Genomic DNA, 19,932 nt, shown 5'->3' on the forward strand with positions numbered 1-19,932 from the left:
AGTGCTCGCGCTGCTCGGTGATCTCGCCGATCTGGTGCTTCCGTCGCCGTGCGCGGGCTGCGGCGCCGAGCGGATCCCGCTGCGGTACGGCATGTGCGGCACGTGTGTGACGGTCCTGGAGGCGCTGCGGCCGTTCCGCACCGCTCCGGACCCACCGCCGGTGGGTCTGCCCCGTTGCGTGGCCGTGGGCGCCTATCAGGGGCCGTTGCGGGGTGCTCTGCTCGCGTACAAGGAGCGCGGCCGGCACCGGCTCGCCCGGCCGCTGGGAATGCTGCTCGCGACGGCGGTGGTGGAGCTGGCGCCGCGCGGCCGCCCGGTCACGCTGATCACCGTGCCGTCCACCGCCGCGGCCGTCCGGGAACGCGGCGGCGACCACATGGCACGTCTCGCCGGACAGGCGGTGCGGCGGCTGCGCGGGGCGGGTTGGGAGGCTGGCGTCATCCGGCCGCTCCGAGCGTTACCGCGGCCTGACTCAGCGTCACTGTCGGCGGCCGAACGCCGTGCGGCAGCTGAAAGTTCGCTGCGAATCCGGTCCGCTCTGATCGGGTTTCGCCGACGCGCGACGCCGTTCGGAGGCACGCTGGTGGTGGTGGACGACATCGTCACGACCGGGGCCACGCTGGCCGCCGTGACGCGTCGCCTGAAGGAGGCGGACATGCAGGTCACGGGCGCCGCGGTGCTCGCCGCCACCCGGCTGCGAAGAACAACTCGAGGAAGTTTCGGCGGATAAGCACCTGTGGGTACCGAAAGGGCCAAAGGTCAGGGATTAGCTATCCGAAACGAGGGGTGACGCGGGAGCATCGGCACGTTAGCGTCTTGGTGACGAGGGTAAGCGTCATCGCCTACCCAACCACCGGGAGAGCGCGGGTCATCCGCTTCATAGCCACCGGAAAGGAGTCGTCTCTTTCGCGATCGGTCACGCCGCGTTAACTCCCTCATCCGAGCCGAGACCGGCGTCACCGCAGAAGCCAAGCGCGTCGCATTTCGGCGCCCCCGGCACCCGTCGATCAGGGCGCCCGCAGAACAGAAACGTTGGGGGAGGTCACGAGTGGACATTGTCGTCAAGGGCCGCAACGTAGAGGTTCCCGCCCACTACCGGGAACATGTCGCCGAGAAGCTGAGCAAGGTCGAACGGTACGACCAGAAACTGATCCGAGCCGACGTGGAGCTGTTCCACGAACGCAATCCGCGCCAGTCCGACACGTGCCAGCGAGTCGAGATCACGGTCATGACCAGAGGGCCCGTCGTCCGCGCCGAGGCCTGCGCGAAGGACTTCTACGCAGCCCTGGACTGCGCCATCACCAAACTCGACGGCAGACTGCGGCGTTCCGCCGACCGTCGCCGAGTGCACCGCGGGCGGCACGCGCCCGTTTCGGTAGCGGCCGCCACCGCGGGCCTGCCCACCGACCTCAGTCTGGCCCAGCCGGCCACCGAGGAGTCGTCCTCATCCATCGCCACCGCCCTCCTGGAGCACGACGGAGATCAGCCGTGGCGCATCGTGCGGGAGAAGGAACACCCCGCCGACCCGATGACCGTCGATGACGCTCTCTTCCAGATGGAGCTCGTCGGCCACGACTTCTACCTCTTCCTCGACAAGGAGAGCGGCCGCCCCAGCGTCGTCTATCGGCGACGCGGCTACGACTACGGGATTCTTTCCCTGGAGACCACCGCCTAGCCGGTCTCAGCCATCAAGCCGGGGGCCTTCGGTCAGGAGGTCCTCGGCCAGGAGGACGAATTCCACGTCGTCCACCCGCCCGCCGTCGGGGCCGGGCAGGCGCGATCTGAGGTACGCCTCACGGCGGAACCCGGCCTTCTCGAGTACCCGTTGCGATCCCACGTTCGTCGGAAGCGTCCCCGCGATGAGGCGGGCGATGTCCGTCTCCGCGAACGCCCACAGCGCGACCAGCTGGGCCGCCCGTGTCGCAAAGCCGCGACCGCGGAAGGCCGGCAGCATGCTGTACCCGATCATGGCCTGTCCGGTCACCGGCTCCTGATAGAACAACCCGATCTCACCGGCCGGCGTGCCGGTTCCCGCGTCGACGATCACCAGGTCGGCGCGGGTGCCGGCCAGCCAGTGCGCCGCCGCCCGCTCGCACCGGTGCCGCACCACCTCGGCCGGTGGCGGCTCCGGCGGCACGCTGGTCTGCCACACCTCGGGCAGGTTGCGCACGGCGGTGGCGAAGGCGATGTCGTCCGGCCCGAGCGGGCGCAGCGTCACGACGCCGTCGGTGAGCTCCCCGCCGGGCAGGTCGGGCAGCAGCCGGGGGATCGGGTCACCGGGGTCGCCGGCCACCCGGGCGAACGCGATCAGGTCGTCCCGGCCGCCGTCGCGGTCGGGCAGCGCCGCCCGGCGTACGCCCTCGCGCTGATAGCCCGCCGCGAGCGCGACACGCTGGCTGGCCGGATTTTCCCAATGGGTGAGTAGTTCGAGGCGGGCGAGCCCGGTGCCGAGTGCGTGCGTGCTCAGGGTGCGTACCGCCGCGGTGGCGACGCCGCGGCCGCGCGCCCAGGACCCGACCCAGTACCCGATCTCGGCCTGCCCGCGAGCGGGCACCACCTTGTCGAAACCGATGCCGCCGAGCAGCTCGTCGGTGTCCGGGTCGGCGATCGCGTAGGCCGCTCCGCCGTCGGCAAACACCGAGGTCACGCCCTCGGCGAGGAAGCGTTCGGCGTGTGCGAGGGTGAACGGCGAGGGCAGCGGTGGCAGGAAGCGGTGGCAGAGCGGATCGTCGTAGCCGGCCGTGACCGCTTCGACATCGTCCGGGCGAAATGCCCGTAGACGCACCCCAGTTCCGTCGATCTCCCCAGTGGTGCTCAAATCGCCTCCATTTGGTGCCGTTTTCGGGGGTAATCCTGCCGGAAGTCCTGCGCTCTCAGCGAACTCCATGCCACGTTTCGCACCTTTTGTGCGGTTTACCGGAGGCTCGGGTCACAGGTTCCGCGGGAGGGTGCCTACGATGGTCCGGCAGACTGTCTAGGGGAGCGCTGACCCGTGTCGATATTGGAAAAGGTCCTACGTGCCGGCGAAGGCCGCATGGTGCGCCGGCTCAAGGCGATCGCGGACGCGGTCAACTCGATCGAGGAAGACTACGTCGACCTCACCGACGACGAGTTGCGTGAGTGCACTGAGTCGTTCAAGGAGCGGTACGCGGACGGCGAGTCCCTCGACTCCTTGCTGCCCGAGGCGTTCGCCGTGGCGCGTGAGGGTGCCAAGCGGGTGCTCGGCCAGCGCGCCTACGACGTCCAGCTGATGGGCGGCGCCGCGCTGCACTTCGGCAACATCCCGGAGATGAAGACCGGTGAGGGCAAGACCCTGACCGGTGTGTTCCCCGCCTACCTCAATGCGTTGAGCGGCAAGGGCGTGCACATCATCACGGTGAACGACTACCTCGCCCAGCGTGACGCCGAGTGGGTCGGCCGGGTGCACGTGTTCCTCGGCCTCACGGTCGGCGTCATCCTGCCGAACCGGCCGTCCGTCGAGCATCGCGCGGCTTATCACTGCGACATCACCTACGGCACCAACAACGAGTTCGGCTTCGACTACCTGCGCGACAACATGGCGTGGTCGAAGGACGAGTTGGTGCAGCGTGGGCACAACTTTGCGATCGTCGACGAGGTCGACTCGATCCTCATCGACGAGGCCCGCACCCCGCTGATCATCTCCGGCCCGGCCGAGCACTCGGCTCGGTGGTACGGAGAGTTCGCCGCGATCGTCAACCGCCTGCAGAAGGGCAAGGACGGCGAGGGCGACTACGAGGTCGACGAGGCCAAGCGCACCGTCGCGATCACCGAGCGCGGTGTCGGCCGGGTCGAGGACCGCCTCGGCATCGACAACCTCTACGAGTCGGTGAACACCCCGCTGGTCGGCTACCTGAACAACGCCATCAAGGCCAAGGAGCTCTACAAGCGGGACAAGGACTACATCGTCAACGAGGGTGGCGAGGTCCTCATCGTCGACGAGTTCACCGGCCGCATCCTGCACGGCCGCCGCTACAACGAGGGCATGCACCAGGCCATCGAGGCGAAGGAGGGCGTCGAGGTCAAGCAGGAAAATCAGACCCTGGCGACCATCACGCTGCAGAACTACTTCCGGCTCTACGAGAAGCTCGGCGGCATGACCGGTACGGCGCAAACCGAGGCCGGCGAGTTCAACAAGGTCTACAACGTCGGCGTCGTGAGCATCCCGACGCACCGGCCGATGATCCGCATCGACCACCCGGACGTCATCTACAAGACCGAGAAGGCCAAGTTCAACGCGGTCATCGAGGACATCGCCGAGCGGCATGCCACCGGCCAGCCGGTGCTGGTCGGCACGGTCAGCGTGGAAAACTCCGAGATCCTCTCCACCCTGCTGCGCCGCCGCGGCATCCCGCACAGCGTGCTGAACGCGAAGTTCCACGCCCAGGAAGCCACGATCATCGCGCAGGCCGGCCGCAAGGGCGGCGTCACGGTCGCCACCAACATGGCCGGCCGCGGCACCGACATCCTGCTCGGCGGCAACCCCGAGTTCCTCGCCTCGGCCGAGCTGCACCAGCGCGGCCTCGACCCGGTCGAGACCCCGGAGGAGTACGCGAAGGCGCTCGAGGAGGTCCTCCCCGCCTGGAAGGACGCCTGCGAGTCCGAGGCCGCCGAGGTGACCGCCGCGGGAGGTCTCTACGTCCTGGGCACCGAGCGGCACGACTCCCGGCGCATCGACAACCAGCTGCGCGGCCGGTCCGGCCGGCAGGGTGACCCGGGCGAGTCCCGGTTCTACCTGTCGCTGCAGGACGACCTGATGAAGCGGTTCCGGGCCGGTGCGGTCGAGGCGGTCATGGAGCGCTTCAACATCCCCGAGGACGTGCCGATCGAGTCCAAGATGGTGACCCGGCAGATCCGCAGCGCGCAGACCCAGATCGAGGGCCAGAACGCCGAGATCCGCAAGAACGTCCTCAAGTACGACGAGGTGCTCAACAAGCAGCGCCAGGTCATCTACGCCGAGCGCAAGCGGGTGCTCGACGGCGAGGACATGCACGAGCAGGCCCAGCACATGGTGACCGACGTGATCGGCGACATCGTGCTGGCGGCCACCTCGGAGGGCTACGCCGAGGACTGGGACCTCGAGCAGCTGTGGACCAACCTCAAGCGGCTCTACCCGGTCACCCTCACCATCGACGACATCGTCGAGGAGTCCGGCGGCGAGGTGAACGCGGTCGACCAGGAGTTCCTGACCCAGAAGCTCAAGGACGACGCGGCCGCCGCCTACGAGGCCCGCGAGGAGGAGCTCGGCGCCGAGGCGATCCGGGAACTCGAGCGGCAGGTCCTGCTCGCGGTGATCGACCGCAAGTGGCGCGAGCACCTGTACGAGATGGACTACCTCCAGGAGGGCATCAACCTCCGGGCCTACGCGCAGCGCGACCCCGTCGTGGAGTACCAGCGCGAGGGCTTCGACATGTTCAACCAGATGATGGAGGGCATCAAGGAGGAGGCGGTCGGGTTCCTGTTCAACCTGGAGGTCCAGGTCGAGGAGGCGCCGTCCGTCGTGGTCGACCCCAGCAAGGCGGTCCTGCTGCCGACCGGGGACGACAACGTGACCGACTCCGACCGGGTCGAGGTGCGCGCCAAGGGCCTCGGTGGCGGTCGCCGCCCGCAAAACCTTCAGTACACCGCGCCCGCGATCGACGGCGAGGCCGGTGACGGTGCTCCCGTCATCCAGCAGCAGCAGGCCCCGGCACTCGGCCTCGGGGGCGGCGGACCGGTGCCGGCGTCGCCCGCGCACTCGCCGGCCGGTCGCACCCGGGCGTCCGGGCAGGCCGAGTCGGGCGGGCCCTCGCGGAACGCGCCCTGCTACTGCGGTTCGGGCAAGAAGTACAAGCGCTGCCACGGAGCTCCCGGGGGCGCGTAACCCTTCCTCGAAACGGCCCGCCGGCATCTGCCGGCGGGCCGTTTTGTGTGCTGGCAAACGGTGGCAAACTGAGCCGATCGCGAGCAAGGAGGTGGATCTGTGGTGGAGCCCCGGTTCCTGCTGTTGTCCGACGTGGCCACCGAGCTGAACGTCTCGGATTCGCAGGTCTACCACATGGTGCGCAGCGGCGAGCTGCCCGCGATCAAGGTCGGCGGGCGCGGTCAGTGGCGGGTGGAGCGGGCCAAGCTGGAGGAATACATCCAGCAGAAGTACACCGAGACCGCCGAGTGGGTGCGCGGCAACCCCCTGACCGAGTAGGCCGCTTTGCCCCTCTTCCCGCATCGGTAGAGGCGCGTTGACCCTCCCGCCACCGCAGCGGAACAATCGTTGTCGCAAGCAAACGAAGGCAAAAGCAATGATTGGCGGTGCAAATGAGACGGACGGTCGAGATCGCTCCGCAGGGGCCGCGCCCCTCGATCAGCCTCCGCCGGGTCCCACCCTGCGAGCCGCCCTTCGACGACGAGGTCGAGCCCGCGGTCTGGGCGACCGCCCACCAACTGGCCTTCGACTGGCCACCGGCGCCACCACCGCCGCCACCCGCACCGCCGCCACCGCCCGTGCACCGGTCAGCGGTGGTCGGCGCCTCGCAGGACGCCAAGCTGGCCGTCCACCGCTTCATGCGGATGTGTGTCGAGGTGCTCAACGGTCATCGGCCGCCGGCTCATCTGCGCCCGCTGTCCCGGCCCGAGGAAGCGGCCGGGGTCGTCGCGCAGGGCCTCGCGGGTGCGCGTCGCGTCGCCGACCTGCGCCGGGCGTCCGGTCGGCGGCCATCCCGTCGCGCCGCACCGGTCGCGGTCGTCCGGCTGCGCATGTGCGAGCCCCGCCCCGGCGCGGTGGAGGCGGCCGCGGCCCTGGTGACCGGCGAGCGCACGTGGGCGATGGCCCTGCGGATGGAGCTGCACCAGCAGTCCTGGGCCGCGACGACGCTGCGGCTCATCTAGACCCCCGGGGCGCCTATCGGTCGGTGGTGGCGGTGGGCGTCCCGGGCTCGGCAATGGCACGGCCGGAGAGCGGGCTCGAATAGACGATGCTGGTGGTCACCGCGCCCAGGCCGGAGATGCGGCCGTTCACCTCCTCCAGGTGGCGCATCGAGCGGGCCATGACCTTCAGGACGAAGCAGTCCTCGCCGGTCACGTGGTGGGCCTCGATGATCTCGGGAGTGGAGTCCAGCAGGGCGTGGAACGGACGGTAGTTACCGGTGGGGTAGCGGAGGCGGACGAAGGCCATCACGGTCAACCCAACCCGCTCGGGGTCCACCGTCGCCCGGTAACCGGCGATCACACCGGCCTCCTCCAGGCGGCGGACCCGCTCGGTCACGGCGCTCGGGGACATGGACACCGCGCGAGCGAGCTCGGCATAGGTGGTGCGGCCGTCTCGCTGCAATTCGCTGAGCAGGCGCCAGTCGGTGGCGTCGGGTGTGAAGTCCACGGGCATGCAGGCAATCTACCGGGCAATCCTCGGTGGTCGTCGGTGAGCGCCGGGGAAGATCACTGTGCTGAGCCGGAAACCGTCCGTAGCGTTCTGGGGCATGACGACCTCTATCGCCGCCGCCTTCTTCGCGGCAAAACTCCAGTTCCAGACCGACGTCGCCGACGTGGCCACCGCCTTGCGGAGCGGCGAGCCCGGCTTCGTGCTGGTCGACTCGCGCAGCACGGTCGCATGGGAGCACGGGCACATCCCGGGGGCCGTGCACCTGCCCACCGCCGAGATCGCCACCCGGGCCGGTGAGCTGCTCGACCCGGCCGTGCCGGTGGTCACCTACTGCTGGGGTCCGGGCTGCGACGGCGCCACCCGGGCCGCGCTCGCGTTCGCCCTGGCCGGGTACACCGTCAAGGAGATGATCGGGGGCGTCGAGTACTGGGTCCGTGAGGGACTCACCCTGCGTACGTCTCGGGGCGACATTGCCGCCGCCGCCGACCCGCTCACCGCGCCCGTCGCCCGCCCGCTCGTCGCGGCCACCGCCGTTCCGATCGCCGTGCCCGCCGCGGTCGCCTGCGGCTGCTGAAGGCGGGCACCCGGCCGGCCGCGTGCCGTGCCCGCCGCGGTCGCCTGCGGCTGCTGATGGCGGCCACCCGGCGCGCCACGATCCGGACACGACTGGTGGAATGGGCCTTCCGCGCACCGCTGCGGCGGTGTACTACGGGGACGGTCCATATCGCTGCAGGAGGAGACGTGCCGATCACCGATCTGGTCCGGGTCTACGTGCCGGCCACCGTGCCGATGCTCGCGGCCCTGCGCGCCTCCGGGCAGTTGGGAGACGGGCCGACCGAGGCGCACGCGGTCACTCCGGCCCTCCGCGAGTGGTATGCGGAGGGTGACGAGGAGGAGTTGGAGTACGTCGCGTTCACCCGGGCCGCCCAGGCCGCGCTGCAGCTCCTGCGGCACGACCCGGCGGCACCGCGCCGGCGGGTGGTGGTCTCGGCCGACGTGGCGGCGACCGCGCTGGTTCGGGAGGACATCGAGTTGGGCTCGAGCACGGTGCGCCTGCCGCACCCGGTGTCCCTCAAGGAGGTGGCGTCGATCCACGTGGACGGCACCGACGCGGCCGAGCAGGTGGGCGCGGCGGCCGACGTGGTCGAGGAGGCGGCCGCCGGCGACCCGGACGCCCAGTTCACCGTCGACGGCGCCGAGGACCACGAGCTGGAGTGGTATTCGGTGACCGAGCTCGACGACCTCGCCTAGGACTTGGCGGGCTCTGTCACGGTTTCGCCGGAGTCGGAGTCGGCGGCGGGGCGGATCGTGCGGCCGACCGCGATGGTCGCGCTGATCGCGCCCACGAACAGGACGATCAGGGCGCTGTTGAACCGGGCCCCGCTGAGCATCTGCTGCACGGTCTGTTCCAACTCGCTGACCTTGCCGGCCAGGTCGAGCACCCGGGAACCGGCCGTGCGGGTCAGTCCTTCGCCGACCACCAGCAGCAGCCCGGGACCGCCGCCGGCCAGAGCGTAGAAGGGCCAGGCGACACCGGGCCGGTCACGGCGCAGAAGTTTGTAGGCGATCAGGCCCGCGACCAGGCCGGACAGCAGCGACTGCAGGAAGGTGAACAGCTGGGCCGCGTCGGCCTGCGACGACTGGGTGCTGCCCGAGCCGAGCACCTTGAGCACCTGGTCCTGGAACAGGTTGAGGACGAAGCCGACCAGGAACACCCCGATCGCCGCCCAGCAGACCGCGCCGAGCACCCTGGACTGCCGGAACCCGGCGAGCGCGCCGCCGATGGTGGCGGCCGCGGCGATCGTGCCGCCGACCACCGCGTAGATCCAGCCCTCGGTGTTGATCGTGATGATCGTCAGCGCGCCGGCCAGGCCGAGGACCAGGCCGGTGCCGGTGGCGATCGCGAACCGGACGGTCGAGCCGAGGTCGCGGCGCCGGGTGAACAGGGCGAGGACGGCGAGACCGGCCGCGGCGCCGGCGACCAGGCTCGCGGAGACCGCACCGGGCAGGGCGTAAGCCGTGGAGGTCACCTCCATCTCGGCGTCCGCCCGGCCGGTGATCGAGGCGCGGGCCGACCACAGCATCGCGGCCATCCAGATCAGCGCGGCGAGCGCGAGGAACAGACCGTTCGACGAGGGTCGCTCGGCGTCCGGTGTCGGGTCCTGGGCACTCATGAGGCTCAGGGTAACGGGCGAACCTGGAGTGACCGGAACTGGTGCGAGGATGAGGGAATCCGGCCCGGCGACCCCGGCGCCCGGATCTACTCAGCAGACCACCATGTCGAGGAGTACCTGATGGACGCCCAGCTTGCCGTGCCCATTCCGCGCAACGAGACGGTCCGTGACTACCGCCCGGGCAGCCCCGAGCGGGCCTCGCTCGAGGCCCGGATCGCCGATCTGCGCGACGCCCGCCCCGACCTGACCATGACGATCGGGGGCCGGCAGTCGATGGCCGGTGGCGGCCCGATCGAGGTGGTCCAGCCGCACCGGCGGCACTCGGTGCTGGGGGTGACCGGCAACGCCACGCAGACCGACGCGGCCGCCGCGGCCGAGGCCGCCAAGCGGGCCGCCCGGGGTTGGCGGGAGCTGCCCTACGCCGAGCGGGCCGCGGTCTTCCTGCGCGCCGCCGAGCTGCTGGCCGGCAGCTGGCGGGACACCTTGAACGCGGCCACCATCCTGGGTCAGTCCAAGTCCTGCTACCAGGCCGAGATCGACGCGGCCTGCGAGCTGATCGACTTCCTGCGCTTCAACGTGGCGTTCGGCGAGCGGCTCCTGGCCGAGCAGCCGGACTCGTCGCCGGGCGTGTGGAACCGCTTCGACCACCGCCCGCTGGAGGGCTTCGTCTACGCGATCACCCCGTTCAACTTCACCGCGATCGCCGGCAACCTCCCTTCCGCGCCGGCTCTCATGGGCAACACGGTGATCTGGAAGCCGTCGCCGACGCAGCAGTTCGCGGCGCATTTCACGATGCGCCTGTTCGAGGCGGCCGGCCTGCCGCCCGGCGTGATCAACATGGTGACGGGGGACGGTCAGGCGGTCTCCGATGTGCTGCTCGCCGACCCCGACCTGGCCGGCATCCACTTCACCGGCTCGACCGGCACGTTCCGGCACCTGTGGCGTTCGGTCGGGGCCAACATCGACCGCTACCGCACCTACCCGCGGCTGGTGGGGGAGACCGGCGGCAAGGACTTCGTGGTGGCCCACCCCAGCGCCGACGTCGAGGCGCTGCACACGGCGCTGCTGCGCGGCGCCTTCGAATATCAGGGGCAGAAGTGCAGTGCGGCCTCGCGGGCCTACGTCCCGCGGAGCCTCTGGGTGGAGGGCGGCCTGCGCGACCGGCTCGCGGCCGCGGTTTCCTCCATTGCGTACGGCGATGTCAGTAATCTCGCGGTGTTCGGCGGTGCCGTGATCGACGGCCGGGCGTTCGCGAAGCTGGCCGGCGCCCTGGACCGGATCAAGAACAGCGAGTCGTGCACCGTCCTCGCCGGTGGGACGGCAGACGACGTCGACGGCTGGTTCGTGTCGCCCACCCTGGTCGAGTGCACCGATCCGGCGCACGAGGTGTTCCGCACCGAGTACTTCGGTCCGATCCTGGCCGTGCACGTCTATCCGGACGAGCGGTTCGACGAGATGCTGACGCAGATGGACGGAGTGTCCGATTACGCGCTCACCGGGTCGATCTTCGCGACCGACCGCACGGTGATCGACCGGGCCGGCCGGGCGCTGCGGTTCACTGCGGGCAATTTCTATATCAACGACAAGCCGACCGGTGCCGTGGTGGGTCAGCAACCCTTCGGCGGGGCGCGCGGTAGTGGCACCAACGACAAGGCCGGCTCGGTGCTGAACCTGATGCGCTGGGTCTCGCCGCGCACGATCAAGGAGACCTTCGAGCCTCCGGTCTCGTGGCGCTATCCCCATATGGGTTAAGCATCCCGATTTGTAGGCTTTGCCGGCGGCAATCCGGGTGCTTTCGTCCGGTTGCTGCCCGGCATCGCCGTCTGACCGGTTTGCTAGGGCCATTTTAGCTGGTCAGACTGCTGCTCGCCGGTTAAACGCGCCGTCTCGACCCTCGTGGTCGGACTGTCTGTGCGGGACAGTCGTTTGTGGAGACGCAAACTGGACGGATCGGGCGAAATCCTGGACGTGGGCTCGGCAAAGTGGCAGCGTAGGAGGCATGCCCGACACTCAAATCAATCCCACGGCTGCCGCGCTGCTCGGCCTGCTACACGAGGGGCCGATGACCGGCGGACAGCTCATGGCGGCTGCCGAACGCCGCCTCGGGCCCTACTGGTCGATGACGCGGAGCCAGGTCTACCGCGAATTGCCGGTCCTTGCCGATATGGGATTCGTCCGGCTCGGCAAGCCCGGCCCCCGTTCCAGCCAGCCCTACGCCATCACCGCCTCCGGCAAGCGTGCCTTCAGTCGCTGGCTCGCCGAGGCTCCCGGCCGGGATGCCCTGCGCAACCCGGTCGCCCTGCGCGTCGCCTTCGGCGAGCAGCACAGCGGAAGTCAGTTGAAGGAGCTCTACACCGGCGCCAGCGAATACCACGCCGAGGCGATGGCCATGGCCAAGGAACAGGCGAAGGAGGCGAAGAAGAACGGCGACGCGTACGGGTCGGCCGCACTCGAGTTCGCCGTCGCCTATCACAAGGCCGCGCTGAGCTGGCTGAAGACCGCACCGGCGAGTTGACAGTCCGATCGGACCGCCCGGCCGCAACATCGGCCGGGCGGCGTAGTCTTGAGTGTCGTGACCGCTGCCGACTTTCCTGAGCAACTCAAGGCGTTAGACGCCACCCTGCGCAACATCGAGAACGTCCTGGACGTCGACAAGCTGCGCCGGGACAAAGCTGAGCTCGAGGAGCAGGCCTCCGCCCCTGACCTGTGGGACGACCAGGCCCGGGCGCAGGAGGTCAACAGCCGGCTGTCCTACGTCTCCGGCGAGATCTCCAGGATGGAGCGCCTGCGCTCCCGCCTCGACGATGCCGGCCTGCTGCTCGAGATGGCCGAGGCCGAGGGCGACGAGGGTTCGATCGCCGAGGTCGGCGCCGAGCTCGTGGCGCTGGCCAAGGCCATCGAGGAGATGGAGGTCCGCACCCTCCTGTCCGGTGAGTACGACTCGCGGGAAGCGGTGGTGGCCATCCGGGCCGGCGCCGGCGGCGTGGACGCGGCCGACTTCGCCGAGATGCTCATGCGGATGTACCTGCGATGGGCCGAGCGCCACAACTACCCCACCGAGGTCTACGACACGTCGTACGCCGAGGAGGCCGGCCTCAAGTCGGCGACCTTCGCGGTCAAGGTGCCGTACGCGTACGGAACTCTCAGCGTCGAGTCGGGCACCCACCGCCTGGTCCGGATCAGCCCGTTCGACAACCAGGGCCGCCGGCAGACCAGCTTCGCCGGTGTCGAGGTGATGCCGGTGGTCGCGCAGACCGACCACATCGACATTCCGGAGAACGAGATCCGGGTCGACGTCTACCGCTCGTCCGGGCCCGGTGGACAGAGCGTCAACACTACGGACAGTGCTGTCCGGCTCACCCACATCCCGACCGGCATCGTGGTGACGTGTCAGAACGAGAAGTCCCAGTTGCAGAACAAAGCGTCGGCGATGCGAGTTCTTCAGGCCCGCCTCCTCGAGCGCAAGCGCCAGGAGGAAGAGGCCAAGATGGCCGGCCTCAAGCAGGACACCACGGGCTCGTGGGGCGACCAGATGCGGTCGTACGTCCTGCACCCTTATCAAATGGTGAAGGATCTGCGTACCGAGTACGAGACCGGCAACCCGAGCTCGGTCTTCGACGGCGACCTGGACGAGTTCATCGAGGCAGGGATCCGTTGGCGCAAGACCGGCCAGACGGAAGGCTCGTAAGATCCACCACGTACGGCGACGGGGCCTGAACGTTCGGTCAGCCCTCGGCCGCCGGAATGCCTGTTCCGGCGGGCCGGGCGCAGATTGACGCACCCGCCGGGGTTGGCGTTTTCGTTACACCGCGTAGACTCCGTTTCCGTGATTCAGCTCGAGAACGTGACGAAGACGTACCCCAAGGCGTCTCGCCCGTCGCTGGACGACGTGAGCGTGGGCATTGAGAAGGGTGAGTTCGTCTTCTTCATCGGCCCCTCCGGTTCCGGCAAGTCGACGATCATCAAGCTCCTCCTGCACGAGGTCGCCCCGACCCGCGGCAAGGTGGTGGTGAACACCAAGGACGTGACCACGCTGCGGTCGTGGAAGGTTCCGCACTTCCGCCGTTCGATCGGCTGCGTGTTCCAGGACTTCCGCCTGCTGCCCAACCGCACGGCGTACGAAAATGTGGCCTTTGCCCTTGAAGTGATCGGCAAGACCAAGGCGGTGGCCCGGCGGGTCGTGCCCGAGGTGCTCGAGCTGGTCGGTCTGGGCGGCAAGGAGCACCGTTACCCGCACGAGCTCTCCGGTGGTGAGCAGCAGCGCGTCGCGGTGGCCCGGGCGTTCGTCAACCGGCCGCTGATCCTGCTGGCCGACGAGCCCACCGGTAACCTCGACCCGGACACCTCGATCGAAATCATGCGCCTGCTCGATCGGATCAACCGGACCGGCACGACGGTCGTGATGGTCACCCACGACTCCAACATCGTCAACCAGATGCGCCGCCGGGTCATCGAGATCGAAAGCGGCCGCATCGTTCGTGACCAGGCCCGCGGCGTCTACGGCTGAGCCCGGCTCCGCCCAGTCCCCGATCCCCTGAACAAGCACGACGCGGAGTCCCGGAAGGAACCCCCCGATGCGGTTGAAGTACGTCCTCAACGAGGTCCTGGTGGGCCTGTGGCGAAACGTCACGATGACGGTCGCCATGATCATCACCATGTCGGTCTCGCTCTTCATGCTGGGCGCCAGTGTGCTGCTGTACATGCAGGTCGACCAGATGAAGAACTACTACTACGGCGCGATCGAGGTGTCGATCTTCCTGCGCACGGATGTGACCGATGCGCAGCGGTCCGCCATCGATCAGGCGATCTCCAGCAACCCGCTGGTGAGCGACAAGACGTACGAGACCCGCGCGGAGGCGTTCACCCGCTTCCAGCAGCTCTGGGCGGACTCACCGGACTTCGTGAAATCGGTCGGCCCGGACAGCCTGCCCGAGTCGTTCCGGGTCAAGCTGAAGGACCCGGAGAAGTACAAGGCCTTCGCCGACCAGATCGCCGGCATGCCCGGCATCCAGGACGTGATCGACCAGCGGACGCTGCTCGACAAGGTGTTCAACATCTTCAACGGCCTTCAAGTCGGGTCGCTGGGGGTGGCGGGCTTCATGGCCATTGCCGCGCTGCTCCTGGTCGGTAACACGATCCAGGTGGCGGCGTACAGCAAACGGCGAGAAGTCGCGGTGATGAAACTGGTCGGCGCGTCGAACTGGTTCATCCAGGCGCCGTTCGTGCTCGAGGCGGTGGTCGCCGGCGTCATCGGCTCGGTGATCGGCTTCATCGTGCTGTTCGTCGGCAAGATCGTGCTGCTCGACCACAAGTTGCAAGCGCTGACCACGATCCTGACCCCGGTGCACAACGGCAATGTGTGGCTCATGCTGCCGCTGCTGGCCGGAGTCGGCGGGGTGGTCAGCGCGGTCACCGCCTGGGTCACGCTGCGCTTCTACCTCAAGGTCTGACTTTTACGGATCACCACTACGGCCGCGTTCCGACAGGAACGCGGCCGTTGGGCGATTTGGACCTTTGCTGGGGGTTAGGCGGAGTACGGTGGGTCGCTGTGTGGTCAAAATGTCGACATAGCCGGGTATCGCCCCTTCTGGCAATAACCGCGTGCCTTGTCAGCCTGGCGACCTCGGCACCGGCGCTGGCCGACACCGGCTCCGGACGTGCTTCGAGCGAGGTCGACCGGGCCGAGGCCGTACTGGAAAGCGCCACCTCACAAGCGCGCACCGCCGCACTTCGCCTCGAGGCCGCCACCCGGGCGATGCCGGCCGCGCAGCGGCGAGTCGCCATGTCCCGCGGTGCCGTCGCCGCCGCGATCGCCGCCGCCAACAGCGCCGGCCGCCGCGCCAACGCGGCCCGGGCCGCGTACGCGAAAATCGCCGGGCACTACGAAAAGGCGCAGGGGGAGTTCGCCGACGCCCGCGAGCGCGTCGATCAGATCGCCCAGGCGACCTACATGGGCAGCTCGTTCTCCCGGATCAACGTGCTGGTCGATGCCACCGGGCCGGCCGACATGATGGACCGGCTCAGCCTCGTCGACCAGCTCATGCGCACCCAGCAGCAGGACGTCGAGCGGCTGATCCACACCCGAGCCGCGGCGCGCACCGCCCAGGACCGGGCCGGACTGGCCAAACGCGAGGCCGAGGAGGCCGAGGCGCTGGCCCGGGGCAAGCTCACCGCGGCCAAGGACGCCCAGGTCGCGGCCGTCACCGCGCAGAAAGCCCTGATCCGGCTGGCCGCCACCCGGCAGGCCGCGCTGCGCGTCGCGAACGCCCAGCGGGCCAGCGTGCTCGCCCAGTACCGGGAGGCGGTCGCTTCGGAGCAGCGCATCCGGACGGCGCTGCGCGGCTGGGCGATCAAGTCCGGCAACGACGGGCGCTACCAGGGCGGACGGCTGCTCATGCCGGTCCGCGGGTGGAAGAGCAGCGACTTCGGCAACCGGTACGACCCGTACTATCGGGTCTGGCAGTTGCACGCCGGCACCGACATCGCGGCACCCGGCGGGACACCGATCCACGCGGCCGCGGCGGGGCGGGTGATCCGGGCCGGCTGGTCCAACGGCTACGGCAACTACACCTGCATCAACCACGGACGGTTGGACGGCGCCGGCTTCCAGACCTGTTATGGGCACCAGTCGCGCATCCTCGTGCACGAGGGCGAATACGTCCGGCGGGGCGAGGTGATCGGGCGGGTCGGCACCACCGGCGCGTCGACCGGTTACCACCTGCACTTCGAGACGCGCTTCAACGGCGTACCGAAGAATCCGCTCAGCTACCTGCCGTCCTGTCTCTGCTGAATCCCCTAGTAGCATTGGTCTTTTTGGGGAGTTCATGCCACGCGAACAGGGGCGCAAGGTCGTCTCCTCCAACCGCAAGGCCCACCACGACTACGCCATCCTCGACACCTACGAGGCGGGCATGGCGCTGACCGGCACCGAGGTCAAGTCGCTGCGGGCCGGCCGGGCATCACTGGTCGACGCGTTCGGTCACGAGAGCTCCGGCGAGATCTTCCTGCACGGCCTGCACATCCCGGAGTACACGCAGGGCACCTGGACCAACCACGAGCCGCGGCGCATCCGCAAGCTGCTGCTGCACAAGGATGAGATTCGGAAGATCCAGGGCAAACTGCGCGACGAGGGCATCACGCTGGTGCCGCTCCAGGTCTACTTCCAGAACGGGTACGCCAAGGTCGAACTCGCCCTGGCACGGGGCAAGAAGAGCTACGACAAGCGCCAGGACCTGGCGTCCAAAGACGCGCAACGAGAAATTTCCCGGGCGATGGGTCGGCGCAACAAAGGCATGTCATAACGAGGTACAGTGCCGGGCGCTCCTAGATCCACGAAGGGACGGCCCGTTGCCCGCCAAGCACTCCGCGCGCCCTCTCGGACCCGCCCGAATCGTCCTCAGCGCGGCCGCCGCGGTCCTGGTCATGCTGGTTGTCTGGGTCGCCGTCCGGGCGGTCGGGCCGGCCGAGGCAGCCCGCCAGCCGTCGGTGGCTCTGCCGTCCATGCCGCAGGTGCCGCTGGCCCCCGCCACGTCCGCCACGCCCACGCCGACCCACTCGGTCGTCTCGCCGTCGCCGTCCCGCTCGCGCTCCCGGTCGTCGTCACCGACCCCGAGCCGCACCTCGGCGCGACCGTCGTCGCACACCCCCGTACCGGAAAAAACGACCACCAAGCCGCCGGCGGCGGCACCCACCACGACCCGGCCCCGCAGCGATGTCTTCTCCGCCGCGCTGAGCGTGCCCGCCAGCTGGGAGCAGGGGTACGTGGCCGCGGTGCGCATCAAGAATGTCAGCGGCAGCTCGCAGTCGTGGTCGGTGACCGTTTCCCACAGCAACCAGGACAACCTCCGGCTCACCGGCACCTGGAACGCGCGAGGCAGCCAGTCCGGCGACAACCTGACCTTCACCGGCGGACCGCTGGCCCCCGGCGCCTCCATCACCTTCGGCTACCAGGTGAGCAAGAGCGGCCGCGGCAACGGACGACCGAGCGGCTGCTCCGTCGTGGGCGGCAAGTGCGGCGTGAGCTAAGATTCCAAGGTTGCACCAACAGGGGGGTGACTGGTTTCGACTTCGTACGTGGAGACAGGGGAAGCGAGCCGAGGAAGCCGACGTCGTCTCGAGAATCGGTCGTCGGAAACTTATAAGCGCCGATAACAATCAGCGCGACTTCGCTCTCGCCGCCTGAGGCGAGTAGCGGGTCTGTCGGACCGGGAGCGCCTCCGTCCCGGATCACCGGCATCAGCTAGGAGGCTGGCCAATCGGTCCCAGTTGCGAGGACCATGCGGCGAGATTAAACGCGACTGGCCCCGTCATACCGACTTGCTCATGTGATCGGTAGGGGCGAGTAGAGGCATAGTGAGCTGCGCTCGGAGAAGCCCTGACGAAACAACGAAGGACCCGGGTTCGATTCCCGGCACCTCCACGAGGGGGTTCTTACTTGAACCCAGAGCGGCGCCGCCCATCGGGGCGGCGCCGCTCTCGTTTCTCGCGTGGTTGACCAGGGGAGATACCAGGTCGGCAAGCTCGTCCGCCGCGACGTACGGTCCGTTTCCGTCGTCGTCGAGGTACTGCTTCGCGAAGCACGTCTGATCCAGGGCGCGGCGTCCGCGCTTGCTCGCCTGGCGGTACAACTCCTGCGGGTCGGTCAGGAGTTCCAGGAGGTACGTGAGGGTCTCTCGGGCTGCGTCGAGCCTCTCCGTCTCGTCCTCGTCGAGCTGACGGGCCAGCCTGCCCCGCTCGTCTCGGATGTCCCTCAGCCGGGCAGCGATCTTGTCTTGTGGCCAATCCGGCTCGCCGACCAGATCGAGGAAGCGATCTTCCTTCGCGTTCAGCTCCTTGAGGTGTGCCGAAACCCTGGCCCGGATCTCCTTCTGAGTCTCGGCTGACCCGATCAACATCTCCTTGACCGTGGCGGCGATCCGCTCGCGGAGATCTGCGGGCAGCGCCACCGTGGCGTAGTTGTCGAGTACGGCCGTTTCGACCTTGGCGATGGGCAGGTAGGGGAGGTCGCATGAGTGGAGCTGCCTGCCCCGGCAGAAGTAGTAGAAATGCAAGTCGCCGGTCTTGCTCTTTCCTCGCATCACCATGAGGCGGCGCTGGCATCGGGCGCACCAAACCGTGCCCTTGAGGTAGTGGTTGTGTGTTCGCTCGCGGACTCCGCCCGCGCGCCGCGACTCCAGCATTTGTTGCACACGGTCGAAGACCTCCGGCGTGATCAGCGGCTCGTGCCTGCCTTGGTACTCGATGCCTCGGTATTCGACTAGCCCGAGGTAGTAGCGGTCGCGGAGGAGGTTGCCGAGCGAGTTGATGGAGATCGGCATGCCGGTGGGGTAGCGGCGGGTCGGTTTCGTCCGGAGGCCGGCGTCGGTGAGCGCCTGGATGAGCGCGTGGAAGCCGTACGAGCCGCTTGCGTACAGCTCGAAGGCCATCCGGACCAACGGACCGCGTACAGGGTCGACAGCGACCGTACGAACCTCTCTGCCCTCGAACTTCTCGCGGATGTTGAGGTAGCCGATGGGCGCCCGGCCGACCGATCCGCCCCGAACGATCTTCTGGCCCATCTTGTAGGCGATGTCGGCACCGGCGGCGCGTGACTGGTATTCGTTGACGCCGTCGAGGACCGTCGCGACCAGGTCGCCGATCGCGTTGTCTTCGGTGTAATCCATGATCGAGATGAGCGTGACGCCGGCCCTGCGGAGATCGCGTTTGGTGATCGCGGCGTCGATGCTGTTGCGGTGGAGCCGAGAACGGGCGTAGACGATCACGTAGTCAATGTCGGGCTCCGCTTTGAGGCGAGCCATCATCTCTTGGAACACGGGTCGGCCGTCGACCGTGGTTGCGGAGCGGCCCGGTTCGACGAACTCGGCGGCGATCTCAGCGTCCAGTTCCAGCGCGCGGCGGAGGATAGCGGCACGTTGCGCGGGGAGCGAGATGCCCTCTGGGTCGTAGTCGGTGTTGACCTGGCCGGCCGACGAGACTCGGAGGTAGATGAAGGCGCGCTTCCGGCGCTTGACCGGCCGGTCGTGATGGCGAGTGGTGGCCTTCGGCTCAGGCATCTGGTCGCTCCTTCTGCTCTCGATCTCCGACCAGGTCGGCCGCGATGATGGCCAGGGCGCGGGCGAGAAGATCTTCGTCGACGTGCAGCTCACGCCGAATCATCGATTGTCGCGAGCGAGTCTTGCGGCACGCCACCGTGCGACCTCTCGCCTGATTGGCCGTCGGGACGTCTTGGGACGTCTTGAGCTGGTCATTCTTGACTTTCCGCGTCTTGCGGGTTCGTATGCTGCGATTTCTCCTCTCGTCGGCTGACTCTTCAGCGGTGATCGTTGAGCCTCCTTTCGATCGGTGGGTAGAGTCCGCGTGGCCGTCCGTCCGTTGTCCGTCCGCGCG

General features: G+C 68.6%; 19 protein-coding genes, 1 other RNA gene and 1 pseudogene. 17 read left to right on the forward strand and 4 right to left on the reverse strand.

Annotated elements, in window-relative coordinates; all coding sequences use genetic code 11:
- The first annotated feature begins 1 nt into the window (after position 1).
- Together Ato02nite_RS37045 and hpf are read left to right on the forward strand one after the other, a co-directional pair.
- On the forward strand, positions 2 to 730 hold the full coding sequence (locus Ato02nite_RS37045; RefSeq protein WP_246607906.1) for a ComF family protein: 729 nt from the start codon (positions 2 to 4) through the stop codon (positions 728 to 730).
- 318 nt (positions 731 to 1,048) lie between these two features.
- The gene (gene hpf / locus Ato02nite_RS37050; protein WP_213011358.1) at positions 1,049 to 1,675 is read left to right on the forward strand and encodes a ribosome hibernation-promoting factor, HPF/YfiA family; all 627 of its coding nucleotides are present in this window, start codon (positions 1,049 to 1,051) and stop codon (positions 1,673 to 1,675) included.
- 6 nt (positions 1,676 to 1,681) lie between these two features.
- On the opposite strand, the gene Ato02nite_RS37055 is transcribed toward hpf, so the two are convergent.
- Positions 1,682 to 2,818, reverse strand: coding sequence for a GNAT family N-acetyltransferase (locus tag Ato02nite_RS37055; protein ID WP_246607907.1), 1,137 nt, complete (start codon positions 2,816 to 2,818; stop codon positions 1,682 to 1,684).
- A gap of 174 nt (positions 2,819 to 2,992) precedes the next feature.
- Here Ato02nite_RS37055 and secA point away from each other — a divergent pair, with 174 nt between their 5' ends.
- The 3 genes from secA to Ato02nite_RS37070 all read left to right on the forward strand — a co-directional run bounded on the left by secA (position 2,993) and on the right by Ato02nite_RS37070 (position 6,882).
- A complete protein-coding gene (gene secA, locus Ato02nite_RS37060; protein ID WP_213011360.1) occupies positions 2,993 to 5,881 on the forward strand; it encodes a preprotein translocase subunit SecA in 2,889 nt (962 codons plus the stop codon).
- A gap of 99 nt (positions 5,882 to 5,980) precedes the next feature.
- On the forward strand, positions 5,981 to 6,199 hold the full coding sequence (locus tag Ato02nite_RS37065; protein ID WP_213011361.1) for a helix-turn-helix domain-containing protein: 219 nt from the start codon (positions 5,981 to 5,983) through the stop codon (positions 6,197 to 6,199).
- Positions 6,200 to 6,312: 113 nt separating this feature from the next.
- Positions 6,313 to 6,882 (forward strand): Rv3235 family protein, encoded by a 570-nt coding sequence (locus tag Ato02nite_RS37070; RefSeq protein WP_213011362.1) that lies wholly within the window; start codon positions 6,313 to 6,315, stop codon positions 6,880 to 6,882.
- 13 nt (positions 6,883 to 6,895) lie between these two features.
- Here the strand turns inward: Ato02nite_RS37070 and Ato02nite_RS37075 are convergent, their stop codons facing one another.
- Positions 6,896 to 7,375, reverse strand: a complete 480-nt coding sequence (locus Ato02nite_RS37075; RefSeq protein ID WP_213011363.1) for an Lrp/AsnC family transcriptional regulator — start codon at positions 7,373 to 7,375, stop codon at positions 6,896 to 6,898.
- Positions 7,376 to 7,469: 94 nt separating this feature from the next.
- Here Ato02nite_RS37075 and Ato02nite_RS37080 point away from each other — a divergent pair, with 94 nt between their 5' ends.
- A complete protein-coding gene (locus tag Ato02nite_RS37080) occupies positions 7,470 to 7,946 on the forward strand; it encodes a rhodanese-like domain-containing protein (RefSeq protein WP_213011364.1) in 477 nt (158 codons plus the stop codon).
- Positions 7,947 to 8,161: 215 nt separating this feature from the next.
- Positions 8,162 to 8,623 carry a DUF6912 family protein gene (locus tag Ato02nite_RS37085; RefSeq protein ID WP_213011392.1) on the forward strand — a complete coding sequence of 154 codons (462 nt, stop codon included), beginning with the start codon at positions 8,162 to 8,164 and terminating at the stop codon, positions 8,621 to 8,623.
- Here the strand turns inward: Ato02nite_RS37085 and Ato02nite_RS37090 are convergent.
- Entirely contained in the window at positions 8,620 to 9,546 is a 927-nt protein-coding gene (locus Ato02nite_RS37090; RefSeq protein WP_213011365.1) for a hypothetical protein, read from the reverse strand. The two genes, Ato02nite_RS37085 and Ato02nite_RS37090, sit on opposite strands and share 4 nt — an antisense overlap.
- Before the next feature lie 120 nt (positions 9,547 to 9,666).
- On the opposite strand from Ato02nite_RS37090, the gene pruA reads away from it, so the two are divergent.
- The 10 genes from pruA to Ato02nite_RS37140 all read left to right on the forward strand — a co-directional run bounded on the left by pruA (position 9,667) and on the right by Ato02nite_RS37140 (position 18,428).
- Positions 9,667 to 11,298 carry an L-glutamate gamma-semialdehyde dehydrogenase gene (pruA, locus tag Ato02nite_RS37095; protein WP_213011366.1) on the forward strand — a complete coding sequence of 544 codons (1,632 nt, stop codon included), beginning with the start codon at positions 9,667 to 9,669 and terminating at the stop codon, positions 11,296 to 11,298.
- Positions 11,299 to 11,545: 247 nt separating this feature from the next.
- Complete coding sequence (locus tag Ato02nite_RS37100) at positions 11,546 to 12,061, forward strand: PadR family transcriptional regulator (RefSeq protein ID WP_213011367.1); 516 nt, start codon at positions 11,546 to 11,548, stop codon at positions 12,059 to 12,061.
- 57 nt (positions 12,062 to 12,118) lie between these two features.
- On the forward strand, positions 12,119 to 13,234 hold the full coding sequence (gene prfB, locus Ato02nite_RS37105; protein ID WP_213011368.1) for a peptide chain release factor 2: 1,116 nt from the start codon (positions 12,119 to 12,121) through the stop codon (positions 13,232 to 13,234).
- A gap of 138 nt (positions 13,235 to 13,372) precedes the next feature.
- On the forward strand, positions 13,373 to 14,053 hold the full coding sequence (ftsE, locus tag Ato02nite_RS37110; RefSeq protein ID WP_203728313.1) for a cell division ATP-binding protein FtsE: 681 nt from the start codon (positions 13,373 to 13,375) through the stop codon (positions 14,051 to 14,053).
- A gap of 67 nt (positions 14,054 to 14,120) precedes the next feature.
- Entirely contained in the window at positions 14,121 to 14,996 is an 876-nt protein-coding gene (ftsX, locus tag Ato02nite_RS37115; RefSeq protein WP_213011369.1) for a permease-like cell division protein FtsX, read from the forward strand.
- A gap of 332 nt (positions 14,997 to 15,328) precedes the next feature.
- On the forward strand, positions 15,329 to 16,336 hold the full coding sequence (locus Ato02nite_RS37120) for a M23 family metallopeptidase (RefSeq protein ID WP_246607908.1): 1,008 nt from the start codon (positions 15,329 to 15,331) through the stop codon (positions 16,334 to 16,336).
- A gap of 34 nt (positions 16,337 to 16,370) precedes the next feature.
- Positions 16,371 to 16,847 (forward strand): SsrA-binding protein SmpB, encoded by a 477-nt coding sequence (gene smpB, locus Ato02nite_RS37125; protein WP_213011370.1) that lies wholly within the window; start codon positions 16,371 to 16,373, stop codon positions 16,845 to 16,847.
- A 121-nt stretch (positions 16,848 to 16,968) separates the two neighbouring features.
- Positions 16,969 to 17,571, forward strand: coding sequence for a cellulose binding domain-containing protein (locus Ato02nite_RS37130; protein WP_213011371.1), 603 nt, complete (start codon positions 16,969 to 16,971; stop codon positions 17,569 to 17,571).
- Positions 17,572 to 17,593: 22 nt separating this feature from the next.
- Positions 17,594 to 17,968, forward strand: a transfer-messenger RNA (tmRNA) gene (gene ssrA, locus Ato02nite_RS37135).
- 64 nt (positions 17,969 to 18,032) lie between these two features.
- Positions 18,033 to 18,428: a hypothetical protein gene (locus Ato02nite_RS37140; RefSeq protein WP_213011372.1), complete on the forward strand. Its 396-nt coding sequence runs from the start codon at positions 18,033 to 18,035 to the stop codon at positions 18,426 to 18,428.
- A gap of 84 nt (positions 18,429 to 18,512) precedes the next feature.
- Here the strand turns inward: Ato02nite_RS37140 and Ato02nite_RS53100 are convergent.
- A pseudogene (locus Ato02nite_RS53100) lies at positions 18,513 to 19,598 on the reverse strand (recombinase family protein); the annotation flags it as partial.
- Between the last annotated feature and the right edge of the window lie 334 nt (positions 19,599 to 19,932).

The organism is Paractinoplanes toevensis (genome assembly GCF_018332695.1).
Classification (GTDB): domain Bacteria; phylum Actinomycetota; class Actinomycetes; order Mycobacteriales; family Micromonosporaceae; genus Actinoplanes; species Actinoplanes toevensis.

What these genes read in the sequence shown, in the direction of transcription:
- Ato02nite_RS37070 (WP_213011362.1), top strand. Translation starts at nt 6,313, where the DNA reads ATGAGACGGACGGTCGAGATCGCTCCGCAGGGGCCGCGCCCCTCGATC.
- Ato02nite_RS37075 (WP_213011363.1), bottom strand. Translation starts at nt 7,375, where the DNA reads ATGCCCGTGGACTTCACACCCGACGCCACCGACTGGCGCCTGCTCAGC.
- Ato02nite_RS37080 (WP_213011364.1), top strand. Translation starts at nt 7,470, where the DNA reads ATGACGACCTCTATCGCCGCCGCCTTCTTCGCGGCAAAACTCCAGTTC.
- Ato02nite_RS37085 (WP_213011392.1), top strand. Translation starts at nt 8,162, where the DNA reads ATGCTCGCGGCCCTGCGCGCCTCCGGGCAGTTGGGAGACGGGCCGACC.
- Ato02nite_RS37090 (WP_213011365.1), bottom strand. Translation starts at nt 9,546, where the DNA reads ATGAGTGCCCAGGACCCGACACCGGACGCCGAGCGACCCTCGTCGAAC.
- pruA (WP_213011366.1), top strand. Translation starts at nt 9,667, where the DNA reads ATGGACGCCCAGCTTGCCGTGCCCATTCCGCGCAACGAGACGGTCCGT.
- Ato02nite_RS37100 (WP_213011367.1), top strand. Translation starts at nt 11,546, where the DNA reads ATGCCCGACACTCAAATCAATCCCACGGCTGCCGCGCTGCTCGGCCTG.
- ftsX (WP_213011369.1), top strand. Translation starts at nt 14,121, where the DNA reads ATGCGGTTGAAGTACGTCCTCAACGAGGTCCTGGTGGGCCTGTGGCGA.
- Ato02nite_RS37120 (WP_246607908.1), top strand. Translation starts at nt 15,329, where the DNA reads ATGTCCCGCGGTGCCGTCGCCGCCGCGATCGCCGCCGCCAACAGCGCC.
- smpB (WP_213011370.1), top strand. Translation starts at nt 16,371, where the DNA reads ATGCCACGCGAACAGGGGCGCAAGGTCGTCTCCTCCAACCGCAAGGCC.
- Ato02nite_RS37130 (WP_213011371.1), top strand. Translation starts at nt 16,969, where the DNA reads ATGCTGGTTGTCTGGGTCGCCGTCCGGGCGGTCGGGCCGGCCGAGGCA.